The 13772-nt window shown below is 72.1% G+C and carries 11 protein-coding genes and 1 tRNA gene; 2 read left to right on the top strand and 10 right to left on the bottom strand.

What is annotated here, in order from left to right; genetic code table 11:
* Positions 1–184 precede the first annotated feature (184 nt).
* Complete coding sequence (locus GQQ93_RS14410; RefSeq protein ID WP_157424911.1) at positions 185–3043, top strand: AMP-binding protein; 2859 nt, start codon at positions 185–187, stop codon at positions 3041–3043.
* Here GQQ93_RS14410 and GQQ93_RS14405 read toward each other — a convergent pair.
* The 8 genes from GQQ93_RS14405 to GQQ93_RS14370 form a co-directional block, all read right to left on the bottom strand.
* Entirely contained in the window at positions 3007–4092 is a 1086-nt protein-coding gene (locus GQQ93_RS14405; protein WP_157424910.1) for an ABC transporter ATP-binding protein, read from the bottom strand. The two genes, GQQ93_RS14410 and GQQ93_RS14405, sit on opposite strands and share 37 nt — an antisense overlap.
* The gene (locus GQQ93_RS14400; protein WP_246192338.1) at positions 4092–5582 is read right to left on the bottom strand and encodes an ABC transporter permease; all 1491 of its coding nucleotides are present in this window, start codon (positions 5580–5582) and stop codon (positions 4092–4094) included. Before GQQ93_RS14400 ends, GQQ93_RS14405 begins: the two co-directional genes overlap by 1 nt.
* 65 nt (positions 5583–5647) lie before the next feature.
* Positions 5648–6691: an iron ABC transporter substrate-binding protein gene (locus GQQ93_RS14395; RefSeq protein WP_157424909.1), complete on the bottom strand. Its 1044-nt coding sequence runs from the start codon at positions 6689–6691 to the stop codon at positions 5648–5650.
* Between the two features lie 136 nt (positions 6692–6827).
* Entirely contained in the window at positions 6828–7409 is a 582-nt protein-coding gene (locus tag GQQ93_RS14390; protein ID WP_157424908.1) for a YdeI/OmpD-associated family protein, read from the bottom strand.
* Positions 7410–7512: 103 nt separating this feature from the next.
* A complete protein-coding gene (locus GQQ93_RS14385) occupies positions 7513–8565 on the bottom strand; it encodes a permease prefix domain 1-containing protein (protein ID WP_157424907.1) in 1053 nt (350 codons plus the stop codon).
* Complete coding sequence (locus tag GQQ93_RS14380; protein ID WP_157424906.1) at positions 8562–8894, bottom strand: PadR family transcriptional regulator; 333 nt, start codon at positions 8892–8894, stop codon at positions 8562–8564. The genes GQQ93_RS14385 and GQQ93_RS14380 overlap by 4 nt, the downstream gene beginning before the upstream one ends.
* 89 nt (positions 8895–8983) lie before the next feature.
* Positions 8984–10327: an MFS transporter gene (locus GQQ93_RS14375; RefSeq protein WP_170296209.1), complete on the bottom strand. Its 1344-nt coding sequence runs from the start codon at positions 10325–10327 to the stop codon at positions 8984–8986.
* The gene (locus GQQ93_RS14370) at positions 10324–10893 is read right to left on the bottom strand and encodes an ArsR/SmtB family transcription factor (RefSeq protein WP_157424904.1); all 570 of its coding nucleotides are present in this window, start codon (positions 10891–10893) and stop codon (positions 10324–10326) included. Before GQQ93_RS14370 ends, GQQ93_RS14375 begins: the two co-directional genes overlap by 4 nt.
* Positions 10894–11041: 148 nt before the next feature.
* On the opposite strand from GQQ93_RS14370, the gene GQQ93_RS14365 reads away from it, so the two are divergent.
* On the top strand, positions 11042–11902 hold the full coding sequence (locus tag GQQ93_RS14365) for a TspO/MBR family protein (RefSeq protein WP_246192337.1): 861 nt from the start codon (positions 11042–11044) through the stop codon (positions 11900–11902).
* Positions 11903–11952: 50 nt separating this feature from the next.
* Here the strand turns inward: GQQ93_RS14365 and GQQ93_RS14360 are convergent.
* Positions 11953–12024 (bottom strand) — tRNA-Gln (locus tag GQQ93_RS14360).
* Positions 12025–12252: 228 nt separating this feature from the next.
* Positions 12253–13767 carry a glutamate--tRNA ligase gene (gltX, locus tag GQQ93_RS14355; protein WP_157424903.1) on the bottom strand — a complete coding sequence of 505 codons (1515 nt, stop codon included), beginning with the start codon at positions 13765–13767 and terminating at the stop codon, positions 12253–12255.
* Positions 13768–13772: the final 5 nt, after the last annotated feature.

Genomic DNA, 13772 nt, shown 5'->3' with positions numbered 1-13772 from the left:
GAGCGGCCGCGCACCCCGTTGGATCGCGCTGTGCGCGCCTGACGGGTGACAGCGGACGGCCCACGCCCGGCCGCACGCAGGCGCCTTCGCGAGCGAGGTGGACTGAGAATCGAACGAGGTTGGTTAGGCTAAGCTAACTCCCGCTCGAATTCGACGCCGACCCCCACCCCGAAAGCCCAGCACCATGCCCTCGACCTCACTCGCCGTCGGGCTGTCCCTGCTCGGCGGGCGCCCCGACGCGCCTGCCCTCATCGCGCAGGGTCGGACCGTCGACTACGCCGAGCTCGGCGAGCGGGTCGCCCAGCGTCGGCACGAGCTCGGCACCACGCGCAGGCTCGTGATGATCGAGGCCGCGAACGCGCTCGAGCCGATCGTCACCTACCTCGCCGCAGTCGAGAGCGGCCATCCCGTGCTCTTCATCGCCGGCGAGACCGGCGACGAAGCGGCACAGCGCAATCTCGCCTCGCTCGTCGAGCGCTTCGACCCCGACGTGATCGCGGCCGCGAGCGGCGACGCGCGACCCGGCACCGAGGCGAGCAGATGGAACCTCATCGAACGCCGAACGGGCAGCCGCCACGAGTTCCACCCCGATCTCGCCCTGCTCGCGAGCACCTCGGGCTCGACGGGATCACCGAAGCTCGTGCGCCTCTCCGCCGAGAACCTCCGGTCGAACGCCGCCGCGATCGGCGAGTACCTGCGCCTCTCCCCCACCGACCGTGCCGCCACGACGCTGCCGCTGCAGTACTGCTACGGGCTCTCCGTCGTGAACAGCCACCTGCTCGCCGGCGCCAGCCTGCTGCTGACCGATCGCTCGGTGACCGACGAGACCTTCTGGCGCGAGGCGAGCGACCACCGCATCACCTCGTTCGCGGGCGTGCCGTACACCTTCGAACTGCTCGAAGCGGGCGGCTTCGCCGAACGCGAGCTGCCGAGCCTGCGCTACCTCACCCAGGCCGGCGGGCGCCTCGCGCCCGACGCGGTGCGCCGGTTCGCCGAGCTCGGTGAGCGCCGCGGCTTCGAGCTGTTCGTCATGTACGGCCAGACCGAGGCGACGGCACGCATGGCGTACCTGCCGCCCGCGCTCGCGGCGAGCGCCGCCGGGGCGATCGGCCTGCCGATCCCCGGCGGTCGGCTGCGCATCGACGCGCTCGGCGACGTCGAATCGGATGCTCCGAGCGGCCCCCCGCAGCCCGGTGACGCGTCGTTCGGCGACGGCGTCGGCGAACTCGTGTACGAGGGCCCGAACGTGATGCTCGGCTACGCCGAACGGCCGGCCGACTTCGCGCTCGGTCGCACGGTGCACGAACTCCGTACGGGCGACCTCGCACGACGACGCGACGACGGGCTGTTCGAGGTCGTCGGGCGGGCGAACCGCTTCGCGAAGGTGTTCGGTCTGCGCCTCGACCTCGACCGCGTCGAACGGCTCCTCGCCGAGGAGGGGATCGCCGCGCGCCTCGCGAGCGACGACGAGCGGCTGCTCGTCTTCGCGACCGCCGAACGACTCGTCGCCGCCGCTCGCGAGCGCGTCGCTGCGCTCACGGGGCTCCCGCCCCACGCGGTCGTGGGCTACGCGGTCGCCGAGTTCCCGCGCACGGCGAGCGGCAAGCCCGACACCGCGGCCCTGCTGCGCTTCGCCGCCGACCACGAACGCGTGCTCGGCCCCGCGGCCGCCACAGGCGGCACGAATCCGACGACGGCGGCCTCCGATGACCTCCCCGAACGCGTGCGCGAACTCCTCGCGACCCTGCTCGGCGTGCCGAACGCCTCGCCCGACGACTCCTTCGCCGGGCTCGGCGGCGACTCGCTCAGCTACATCGAGGTGTCGCTGCGACTCGAACAACTGCTCGGTGCGCTGCCCCGCGAGTGGCCGACGCTCAGTGCGCGAGAGCTCGGCGAACTCGGTGCGCGGCGAGCCGGGGGCGACGAGGGCGGCGGGGTCGAGGGCAGCACGACGACCGTGGCATGCGAACCGCGCTCCGCGCCCCGGAACCGCACCGTCGGGCGTCGCCGCCCCTGGGCGGTGCGCCTCGAAACGCCCGCGGTGCTGCGCGCCGCGGCCATCGTGCTGATCGTCGGCACCCACGCCGACCTGTTCATGCTCAAGGGCGGCGCGCACGTGCTGCTCGCGGTCGCCGGCTACAACCTCGCCAGGTTCCAGCTCGCCGCGGTGCCGGGGTCGACCAGAGTGCGTCGACTCGCGCGCAGCGCGGTGCAGATCGCGGTGCCCGCGGTGCTCTGGATCGGCGCCGTCGCACTCGTCACCGGGCAGTACCGGCCGACGACGGCGCTGCTCGTGAACAACCTCGTGCCGAGCGACGGCCGCTGGAACGAGCAGTGGCAGTTCTGGTTCCTCGAAGCGGCGATCTGGACCATCGTCGGGCTGGCCCTGCTCTTCGCGGTGCGAGCCGTCGACCGGCTCGAACGCCGAGCCCCCTTCGGCTTCGCGCTCGGCGCACTCGCGGTCGCGCTCGCGGCGCGGTTCGCGATCGCCGGCCCGCAGGCCGAGTTCGTCGAGCGGTACAGCGCGGCCGTGGTGGTCTGGCTCATCGCCCTCGGCTGGCTCGTCGCACGCGCCGACACGACCGCGCGCAGGCTGCTCGTCTCGGCGATCGCCGTCGCGACCTCATTCGGCTTCTTCGGCGAGCCCGGCCGCGAGGCGATCGTCGCGGGCGGGATCCTCGCCCTCATCTGGGTTCGCGCGGTGCCGTTGCCGCGGGTGATCGTGCCGATCGTCGCGACGCTCGCGAGCGCCTCGATGTTCATCTATCTCACCCACTGGCAGGTCTATCCGCCGTTCGAGCAGAGCGCGCCGTGGCTCGGAACGCTCCTCTCGCTCATGGTCGGCGTGCTCGCGTGGCGCGTCTACCTCGTCGTGAGCGTTCGCGCATCGCGGATCGCGGGTCGCGCGCGGACGGCCCTCGCAGCGCGCTCGACGGCGCGCCGATCAGGAGCGCGCCGAGCCGGCTCACGCCGACCGTGCCACACCGCCGACGGCGGGGCCGCCGTTCAGGCGACCGGTGCGGTCGCCGCAGTCGGGGGCTGATCGCCCTCGGGGTAGAGCACCACGCCGCCGTCGACGGCGACTCGCACCGGGCAGCCGGGCTCGAACCGGCCCGCCTCGTGCAGCGGCACGCGGTGCGTCACCTCGACCGGGAACTCTGCGGCGCCGAGCCGCAGGCGCAGCTCGGCCGAGGCGCCCGTGCGGCGCACCGCGACGACGGTCGCATTGCCCTCGCCCCCGCTCGGATCGAGTCGCAGCTGCTCGGGCCGAAGCATCGCGCAGACACGTTCGGCACCGCCGCTGCGATCGTGGCGCACCGCGAGGCATCCGAATGCGCAGTCGGCGAGGTCGGTGCCCGCCGAACGCGCCGGCACCACCACGACGTCGCCGAGGAACTCGGCGACACCCGCATCGATCGGCGCGTCGAAGACGGCAGCCGGATCGCCCGCCTGTACGAGCCGACCGCCTGCGAGCACCCCGACCTGCTGGCCGAACGAGAGCGCCTCGTCCTGATCGTGGGTGACGAGCACCGCAGTCACCCCGCTGCGCTCGAGCACGTCGATGACGGCGCTGCGCGTCTGCGACCGCAGCCCCGTGTCGAGCGCGCTGAACGGCTCGTCGAGCAGGATCACGCCGGGGCGCAGCGCGAGCGCCCGCGCCAGCGCGACGCGCTGCTGCTGCCCGCCCGAGAGCTCGTGCGGCATGCGGTCGGCGAGGGCGGGGTCGAGCGAGGCGAGCTCCATGAGTTCGCGCACCCGTGCCGCTCGCCCGGCGCCCCGCGGCAGTGCGAAAGCGATGTTGCGCGCCACCGAGAGATGGGGGAAGAGCGCGCCGTCCTGGGCGACGTAGCCGATGCCGCGACGGTGCGCGGGCATCACCGACGACGGGCTCGCGAGTTCGCGTCCGTCGAGCGAGATCGTGCCGGCATCGGGGCGCTCGAAGCCCGCGATGAGCCGCAGCAGCGTGCTCTTGCCGCTGCCCGAGGAACCGACGAGCGCGAGCCGGGTGCCGTCGGGCACCTCGAGCGAGACCTCGTGCAGCACCTCGGTGCTGCCGAACGACTTCGTGACGCGGTCGAGACGCAGGGTCATCAGAGGCTCCGTCGGGTGGCGTGGGCGAACATGAGGGCGACCGCAGGCACCGAGAGCAGTACGAGCAGTACCGCGTACGGTGCGGCAGCCGGGTAGTCGAGCGAGGATGCCGCGGACCAGAAGCCGGTCGCGACGGTGCGCGTGCCCGTCGGGGCCAGCAGGAGCGTCGCGGTGAGCTCGTTCGCGGCACCGAGCGCGACGAGGGCGCCGCCCGCGGCGACTGCCGGAACCAGCAGCGGGGCGGTGACCCGCAGGCGGGCCGTCCAGGGCGCGAGGCCGAGCGAGCGCGCCGCCTCCTCGAGCGATTCGGGTACCTGCGCGAGCCCCGCCCGCAACGGCACGAGCGCCCGAGGCAGGAAGATCACGACGTAGGCGACGATCACGGTGAACGCGGTCTGGTACAGCCCGGGCGCGAAGGCGAGCGTCGTGGCGACGAGGGCGAGGGCGACGATGATCGCCGGCAGGCTGCTCGCGAGATAGGCGGCCCCCTCGAGGAGACGCGAGAGCCGCCCCGGGTAGCGCACCGAGAGCCACGCGAAGGGCAGCGCGACGAGGATCGCGCCGACGGCGCCGCCGATCGCGAGGCCGAGGGTCTGCAGGGTCGCCGGCACGAGCGCGGCGAACTCGAATGCGTCGGCCGCGAAGAGCCAGCGCACGACGCTCGCAAGCGGCACGACGGTCGCCGCGACGACGACGGCCGTGGACGCGGCGACCGCGAGCGGGGCGAGCCTGCCGAGCGGGAGTCGCGCGGGCGGGTGGGACGAACCGCTGCCGACCCGCGCGTATCGGGCGCGGCCGCTGCCGCGCGCGAGCGACTCGAGCGCGAGCAGGGCGAGGCAGAGCACCGCGAGCACGAGCCCGAGCGCCGCGGCGTTCGGGCCGGCGAAGGTCGCCTGGTACGCGACGACGATGGCGGTCGTGAAGGTGTCGAATCGCAGAAAGGCGAAGGCGCCGTACTCGGCGAGCAGGTGCAGCGCGACGACGAGGGCACCGCCGAGCACCGCGAGCCGCAACTGCGGCAGCACGACCCGGGCGAACACACCCCACGAGCCCATGCCGAGCGCTCTCGCCGACTCTTCGAGCGCCGGGTCGAGGCCGCGGATCGCCGCGAGCGCGGGCAGGTAGACGAGCGGGAAGTAGGCGAGCACGGCGACGAGCACGCCGCCCCAGAGTCCGCTGATCGAGGGGATCGCGCTCGCCCAGCCGTAGCTCGCGACGAACGCCGGAATGGTGAGCGGTGCGACGAAGCCGACGGCGAAGAGGCGCCGCGCCGGCAGGGCCGTGCGCTCGACGAGCCAGGCCGAACCGACGCCGAGCACGACGCTCGCCGGCACGCCGATGACGACGAGCAGCACGGTGTTGACGAGCAGCTCGCCGACCTTCGGGCGGAACACGAGCGCCGAGAGCTCGGCCCAGCCCATCGCGAATGCGGCCTGCACGACGTAGGCGATCGGCACGAGCGCGCCCGCGGCGAGCACCGCGACGATCACGACCAGGCCGACGGGCGCCCGACGCCGATGCGTCGCGACCGTCGGCGGCGCGGTCTCGGTCGTGGTCAGAGCAGACCGGCTTCCGTCATGAGTTCGATGACCTTCGGGCCGTTGAGCGACGACGGGTCGATCACCGGCGCGTCGAGGGTCTCGAGCGGAGGCAGCTCGGCCTTGGCGGGCACGCCCGAGGCGACCGGGTACTCGAAGCTGTAGCCCTCGCCGAGGATCTGCTGGCCCTGCTCGCCCGCGATGAACGCGAGGAACTGTTGGGCCTCATCGGGGTGCTGCGCGTTCTTCAGCACGCCGCCGCCCGAGATGCTGACGAACGCACCGGGATCCTGCTTGCCGAAGTAGTGCAGCTTCGTGTTGCCGCTGTCTTCGGCCGCGGCATCCTGATCGCGGTACCAGTAGTAGTGGTAGATGATGCCGACCGGCACCTCGCCGGCGTTGACCGCCTTCATGGTGACGATGTTGTTGCGGTACTCGACCGCGTTTTCGGCCATGCCCTCGAGCCAGGCGCGCGCGCCGTCTTCACCCTGCGTCTCGAGCACCGCCGAGACGATCGCCTGGAAGTCGGCCTTCGCCGGCGCTGCGCCCCAGCGGTCCTTCCACTCGGGCTGCTGCAGGTCGAGGAGCGAGGCCGGAAGCTCGGACTCGTCGATGAGCTCGGGGTTGTAGACGAGCACGGTCGAGCGAGCGGCGATGCCCGTCCACGCGCCCGATGCCGGACGGTACTGCTCGGGCACGAGGGCGAGGGTCGCCTCGTCGACGGGGGCGAAGAGGCCGGCCTCCTCGACGAGCGACATCGCGGGCGAGTTCTCGGTGAGGAAGACGTCCGCCTTCGACGCGGCCCCCTCCTGCACGAGCTGGTTGCCGAGTTCGCTGTCGTCGCCGTTGCGCAGCACGACCTCGATGCCGGTCTCGTCCGTGAAGGCGTCGGCCCACTCCTGGGTCAGCTCCTCGTGCTGGGCGTTGTAGACGACGAGGGCATCGCCGTCGGCGGCGGGCTCGCCCTCACCGGTGCCGCTCGTCTCGCCGGCAGCGCAACCGGTGAGCAGGAGGGTGACGGCGATCGCGGGCACGACGGCACGGCGAAGAATCTGACGCATTGGGGGTGGACCTTTCGGGCCGAAGCAGGCAGGTAAGGCTATCCTAAAGCACTGCCCGGCTCGCCCTCGAACAGGTCGTTCGTGCGGCCGGATGTCTCACGCTCACGTCGACCCGGACGCTCGGGTGAGCGCCGACTCACTGCGGGTACGGCGTCTCGCCCCGTTCGAGGCCGCCGACGAGCTTCGCGAGTCGGTTCGCCCGGCTCGTCGCGCTCGGTGCCGTGATGATGCGGTGGAGCACGGCGTAGCGGTTCGTGGCGTTCAGGCGGTCGAAGAGCTCGGTTGCCGCGGGTGACGCGGCGAGCGCGGCCGCGAGATCGTCGGGCACCTGTGCTGCGGCCGCACCGGCGTAGGCGCGCTCCCAGCGTCCGTCGGCCTTGGCGCGGTCGATCTCGGCCTGCCCCCGCGCGCGCATGCGGCCCTCGCCGACGAGCTGCTCGACGAGCCCGATGTTGCGCTGCGACCACAGCGAGGCGCGCCGCCGCGGCGTGAACCGCTGCAGAAAGCAGGCGTCGTCGTGGCTGCGCTTCTGCCCGTCGATCCACCCGCTGCAGAGCGCCTCGTCGAGGGCCTCGGCGTAGTTCAGCGTCGTCGGCTCGGTGGTGCCCTTCTTCGCGAGCAGCAGCCAGACCCCGTCGGAGGCGTCTTCGTTCGCATCGAGCCAGGCGCGCCAGGCGGCGCGGTCGGCCACGACGAAGGGGGTGATCTCTGCGCTCACTGCGGTCTCCCTGCTCGGTGGAGGCGCTCGGCATCAGCCTCCACCGAGGACCCTACCGGCGCCCGCCGACGCTGCTGGCGCAGACCGTCCGCCCGGTTCGCAGCTACTGCGCGCCCTCCCCGCGGGTGGTTCGGTAGCGCTCCACCGCGTGCAGGCCCGAGGAGATCGCCGCGAAGAGCACGGCCGCGATCGGCCAGATGATCCACGAGCGACCCCAGTCGCCGCCGATGAAGCTCCAGGCGAGGAAGGCGACGACGACGAGCGGCCAGTAGAACGCCGAGATCACCCCGACGATGCTGCGGCGGCCGTCGGCACCGACGCCGGCCTCGGTGCCCTCGGCCTGGGTGAGCGTCTCGGCGACCGACGTCGCCCAGTTGCTCGGGAGGAAGATGAGCAGGCCGGTGGCGACGATGCCGAGCATCGCGGCGACCGCGACCCCGATCCAGCTGTTCGTGACCTCGCTCGGGGCCAGCAGGCTCATGGCGAGCACCGGGGTCACCGCGAGGATCCAGAGGCCGATCGAGATCTGCAGGGCGGTCGTGCGCCTGGGCGACGCCTCGGCCGCGAGGTTCCTCGCCCACCGATCGACGCCGGGCGATCTCGTGAACGCCCCCGTGGTGAGCCGCACGAACGGCTCGAGCTGCTGACCTCGCTGTACCGTCATCATGACGGCGACCGCCACGATCACGAGCAGACAGGCGAGGCCGATCATCACGCCCACCTGAGGGTCGAGGGCGATCGCGCCGCCGCCGGTGAGCGTCGCGAGTGCGATGAGCGGCGCGGGCGAGACGACGAACATCGCCACCGCGAGCGCGAGGCGCGGCTCGCCCGTGCGGCGCGCCTCGGCGTAGCGCTCTGCCTCCTCCTGCGTGACCGGCGCGGGCCGGGCGACTGCGGGGCGCACGGCGGCCGCCGCGGGCACCGTCGCCGGAGGCGCGATCTCGGCGCTGATGCCGAGCTGCGGCGCGAGCTCGTCGAGGTTGCCGAACTCGGTGATGACCCGGCCGACGGCCTCGTTCTCGGACAGGCCCTGGGCGAGGTACCCGTGGTAGGCGTCCTCCATCATCGTGTGCAGCTCGGCCTTCGCCTCGAGCAGCTTCGCGGTCGGCGCGTAGGCGCCGAACATCGTCTCGAGGTAGGCGGTGATGACGTTCATGCTTCGACTCCTTCGATGAATCGGTCGACGACCGACTTCGTGTCGCGCCACTCGGCGACCTTCAGCTCGAGGTGGGCGAGACCCTCGTCGGTGATGCGGTAGTAGGTGCGCGGTTTGCCCGACTCGGATGCCCCGGCGTACGAGGTGACGAGCCCCGCCCCTTCGAGGCGCTTGACCGCGGAGTACAGCGTGGTCTGCTTGATCGTGTACTCGGCGCCGGTCACGGAGTGGATCTGCTGTGCGAGCTCGTACGCGTACGACGGCCGCTGCCGCAACAGCGACAGGACCATGAGGTCGACGTACCCGCGGATCGCGTCGGCACTGATCATCACGACCTCCATTCGGCTCTTCGGGTGATGCACCCCCGAACGTACTATGTGTGACGTAGTACGTCAAGCGTGAACGGAACAGGTTGCGCTCAGCGCTCCTCCGCGATCGCAGCCGTGCCGCGCGGGAGGTCGCGCCGGCGGAGCCAGGGCTGCAGCCACGAAGCGGCGTTCGCGGCGAGCGCCACGACGCCCATGACGAAGATCACCGGCGCCGGCCCCCACTGCTCGGCGAGCACCCCGGCCAGCACACCCGCGATCGGCATGCCCGCGAAGTTCACGAGCTGCGCGCTCGTGCTCTGCCGCGCGAGCATGTGCTCGGGCACGTACGACTGCACCCAGGTGCGACGCAGCACGTTCGCGGCGACGATGCCCGCAACGGCGACGGCGTTCGCCGAGACCACGATCCAGAGCACCGGGCCGGGCTGCGCGAAGGCGAGCAGGGGCAGCATGAGCCCCGCGACGGTCAGCGTGATGCTGACACCCCGGGCGTCGCCGAGCAGGCGCCCGAGCGCGGGCGCGGCCAGCGCACCGACGATGCCGCCGACCGAGGAGACGGCGAAGACGATGCCGATCACGGCGGAGTCGAGCTGCAGTTCGCGACTCAGCCACAGCACGAGGACGGCCTGCTGACCGATGAGTCCGAAGTTCGCGACCGCCCCCTGGAGGGCGAAGAACCGCAGCCGCCGGTCGCCGAACACGAGCCGGAGCCCCGATCGCACCGACGCCCGGAGCGGCTCGCGACGCGGCGTCGACGCCGCGAGGTGCGGCCGCATCAGCACGAGGCAGACGAGCGAGATCGCGAGTCCGAGCGCCTCGCCGAGCATGCCCTTCACCGGGCCCACGAGCTGGCCGACGAGGCCGCCGAGCCCGGGCCCCACCGTGTTGGCGGCATTCTCGGTGCCGAACAGCAGGCTGTTGGCGACCGGCCGATCGTGCTCGGGCACGATGCGCACGAGCAGTTTCGTGTACGCGGACCTGAACGCGATCGTGCCCGTGCCGACGACGAGCGCGACCACGACCAGTTGCCAGAGGTTCAGCACGCCGATGATCGCGGCGAGGGGCACCGAGGCGTACGCCAGCATCGAGACCGTGTTCGCGCCGATCATCACGCCGCGCGGCGACCGGCCGTCGACCCATGCGCCGATGGGCAGCCCCACGACGAGCCACGGCAGCCAGGTGGCCGCGGCGATGACACCCATCCACGTCGCCGAGGCGTCGAGGAGGTCGACGGCGACGAGCGGCAGCAGCACGCTGGTCATCCCGGCGCCGGTGACCGACGCCGCCTCCCCCGCCCAGAGCAGCAGGAAGTCTCGGTTGCGCCGAAGGCCCCCGCCGCCCGCGCCCCGTGCAGGGGCCGCCGGGGCCCGCAGCACCACCTCCGCGACCTCCGAACCCGAAGCCCCCTCGGGGCGCCGGGCCTGCTCGACGCTCACGGCCGGTTCGGGAACGCGCGCGCCCACATGAGCACCGCCTCCCGCCCGTCGTGGTCGCGCCCGGAGTACGAGCGGACCAGGGCCACGATCGCCTCGTCGAGCTCGGCGAGCTCTGCGGGGCTGAGCCAGAGGCGCGACTGGTGCGCGAACGCGACCTCGGACCACTCGGGCCGCGCGTCGCGCTCGTCGAGCCACTGCCGGGCCCGGTCGTGCTGCTCCTGGAGCATCTGCGCCTCGAGCGAGTCGGCGATCGTGCGCGCCGCCGGGTCGGCGAGGCGCGACGACGACCAGCGGATGCCGCGCTGCGCACGCTGCCACCAGTGCTCGCGGGCGTCGCGGGCGAGTTCGGGCGCCTCGACGACGAGCCCCGCCCTGGCCAGGATGCCGAGGTGGTGGCTCACGCTGCCGATCGCGACGCCCGCCCGCTCGGCGAGCATCGAGACGGTCGCCGGCCCGTCGACGGCGAGCAGGTCGTACAGGCGGTTGCGCAGCGGATGCGTGAACGCCTTCAGCACATCGGCGTCGACGATGTCGCGGATGCCATCGGGGTCGGGGGTCGTCTCCATGCGCACCACGATAGATGCACAAGGCTTTTTGTACAAGTCTTCTTGTGCATAGTCGGGGCGGAGGCGTCGCGATGTCAACGGGGCTGACGCCCGACCGCCGGGATGCGAAGCTGACGGAGCACCGCAATGCGACGGAAGGAATGCACTCGTGACCGCCACCGCTTCCCGCTCATCGATCCACGATGCCGCCGGTCCGCGCGACGCCGCCAGGCAGGTCGTCGTCCTCGTCAGTTCGGTGCTCGCGATCGTCGCGGCGTTCATCGGCTCCGGTGTCGTCGTCGGCACGCCGATCCAGGACGCGGCCGGCGGTGCGCTCGACGCCGATTCGACGCTGATCGCCCCCGGCACCGGCGCGTTCCGCATCTGGAGCGTGATCTACGCCGGGATGCTCGCCTACGCGATCTGGCAGGCGCTTCCCGCCCAGCGCCACGACGAGCGCCAGCGCCGGCTCGGGTGGTGGGTGACCGCATCGCTGGTGCTCAACGCCGTCTGGATCTCGAGCGTGCAGCTCGACCTCCTCGTCCTCAGCCTGCCGATCATCGTCGTCCTCCTCGCCGTGCTCTGCCGACTCTTCGTCGTGCTGCGCAGCGCGCCCCCGAAGAACCGGGTCGAGGCGGTCGTCGCCGACGGATCGATCGGTTTGTACCTCGGATGGGTCGTCATCGCGACCGCGGCCAACGCCACCGCGGTGCTCGTCGCCGTCGGCTTCGACGGTTTCGGCCTCGACCCCGAGATCTGGGCGGTGCTCGTGCTGGCCGTCGCGGCCGCAGCCGGAGTCGCACTCGCGCTCTGGGGCGGCGGGCGCATCGCCCCCGCCCTGTCGCTGTGCTGGGGCCTCGGCTGGGTCGCCGTCGCCCGACTCGCCGACGAGCCGCATTCGGTGACGACCGGCATCGCAGCACTGATCGCAACGGCCGTCGTGATCGCCGCGACGGCAGTTGCGCGGGTGCGATCCGAGCGCCGCGCTCGCGCCGCCCAGGGCGATGAACGACCCGAGGGCGCCTCGTGACCCCAGCCGAGAAACACGAAAACCCCCGGCGAACCGGGGGTTTCTCTCTGCTGGGGTACCTGGACTCGAACCAAGAACAACTGAACCAGAATCAGCCGTGTTGCCAATTACACCATACCCCAATGGCGTGAAACCGGAGCCCCGCGCCGAGAGTCAACTGTAGCCGATTATCGGGAGACTCCCAAACTGAGCTGAACTCGGCGGGTCGCGGCGGCCGCACGGGTCTCGATGCACGAGCTTCGCTCGCTCCTCGACCGACGGTCGGGCGAACCCGGCACCGACGACGGATGCCCCGGGGCGAACCCCGGGGCATCCGTCACGTGCAGCGATGCTGCGGCAGACCGTGGAGGTCAGCCGATGAGCGCCGCGAGCCGGTCGACGCGCGCGAGCGAGTCGACCTTGCCGAGGATCTGCATCGACTCGAACAGCGGCGGCGAGACGCGGCGGCCCGACACTGCGGTGCGCACGGGGCCGAAGGCCACGCGGGGCTTGAGGCCCAGTCCGTCGATGAGCGCGGCGCGCAGCGCCTCCTCGATCTCGGCGGTGCCCCACGCCTCGGCGGGCAGCGCGTCGAGGGCGTTGCGGGCTGCGGCGAGCACCGCGGCCGTGTCGGCCGGCAGCGCGCCGACGGCGGCCTCGTCGTACTCGAGCGAGTCGGCGTCGGTGAAGAGGAAGCCGAGCATGCCGGGCGCCTCGCCGAGCAGGTTGATGCGCTCCTGCACGAGGGGGGCGGCCTCGGCGAGGATCGCCTCCTCACCGGGCGCGATCGGCGTCGAGACGGCACCCGCGGACTGCAGGTACGGCACGGTGCGCGCGGCGAAGTCGGCGACGTCGAGCTGGCGGATGTGGTCGCCGTTGATCGCCTCGGCCTTCTTCAGGTCGAAGCGGGCCGGGTTCGGGTTGACGTTCTCGACGTCGAACGCGGCGACGAGCTCGTCGCGGCTGAACACATCGCGGTCGGCCGAGAAGCCCCAGCCGAGGAGCGCGAGGTAGTTGAGCAACCCCTCGGGGATGAAGCCGCGGTCGCGGTGGTGGAACAGGTTCGACTCGGGGTCGCGCTTCGAGAGCTTCTTGTTGCCCTCGCCCATGACGTAGGGCAGGTGGCCGAAGCGCGGCACGAAGGTGGTCACGCCGATGTCGATGAGCGCGTGGTACAGCGCGATCTGGCGCGGCGTCGACGAGAGCAGGTCTTCACCGCGCAGCACGTGCGTGATGCCCATGAGGGCGTCGTCGACAGGGTTCACGAGCGTGTAGAGCGGGGCGCCGTTCGGGCGCACCACGACGAAGTCGATCGTGTTGCCCACGGGGAAGCTGATCTCGCCGCGCACGAGGTCGTCGAAGCCGAGGTCGACCTCCGGCACGCGCAGGCGCAGTGCGGGCTCGCGACCCTCGGCGCGGAACGCGGCCTTCTGCTCGTCGGTGAGATCGCGGTCGAAGTTGTCGTAGCCGAGCTGCTTCGGCCGGCCCGCGGCCTCGTTGCGGGCATCGATCTCTTCAGCGGTCGAGTAGCTCTCGTACACGTGGCCCGAGGCCTTCAGCTTCTCGATGACCTCGGCGTAGATGCCGGCGCGCTGCGACTGCCGGTACGGCTCGTGGGGGCCGCCGACGCCGACGCCCTCGTCCCAGTCGAGGCCGAGCCAGGTGAGCGCGTCGAGCAGTTGCTCGTAGCTCTCTTCGCTGTCGCGGGCGGCGTCGGTGTCTTCGATGCGGAACACGAAGGTGCCGCCGGTGTGACGCGCGTAGGCCCAGTTGAACAGGGCGGTGCGCACGAGGCCGACGTGCGGCGTGCCGGTCGGTGAGGGGCAGAAGCGCACACGGACATCGCTGCCGGTGGCCTGGGTGAAGGGGTGAGCTGACTCGGACATCGCCT

This window comes from Agromyces lapidis (assembly GCF_009749405.1).
In the GTDB taxonomy this organism is placed as follows: Bacteria; Actinomycetota; Actinomycetes; order Actinomycetales; family Microbacteriaceae; genus Agromyces; species Agromyces lapidis.
Note: the sequence above shows the minus strand (reverse complement) of the source record. Positions and strands in the feature narration are given on the sequence as shown.

Excerpts from the sequence above, each read along its gene's own strand:
- GQQ93_RS14405 (WP_157424910.1), bottom strand. The coding sequence starts at position 4,092 with ATGACCCTGCGTCTCGACCGCGTCACGAAGTCGTTCGGCAGCACCGAG.
- GQQ93_RS14395 (WP_157424909.1), bottom strand. The coding sequence starts at position 6,691 with ATGCGTCAGATTCTTCGCCGTGCCGTCGTGCCCGCGATCGCCGTCACC.
- GQQ93_RS14410 (WP_157424911.1), top strand. The coding sequence starts at position 185 with ATGCCCTCGACCTCACTCGCCGTCGGGCTGTCCCTGCTCGGCGGGCGC.
- GQQ93_RS14380 (WP_157424906.1), bottom strand. The coding sequence starts at position 8,894 with ATGATCAGTGCCGACGCGATCCGCGGGTACGTCGACCTCATGGTCCTG.
- gltX (WP_157424903.1), bottom strand. The coding sequence starts at position 13,767 with ATGTCCGAGTCAGCTCACCCCTTCACCCAGGCCACCGGCAGCGATGTC.
- GQQ93_RS14385 (WP_157424907.1), bottom strand. The coding sequence starts at position 8,565 with ATGAACGTCATCACCGCCTACCTCGAGACGATGTTCGGCGCCTACGCG.
- GQQ93_RS14370 (WP_157424904.1), bottom strand. The coding sequence starts at position 10,893 with ATGGAGACGACCCCCGACCCCGATGGCATCCGCGACATCGTCGACGCC.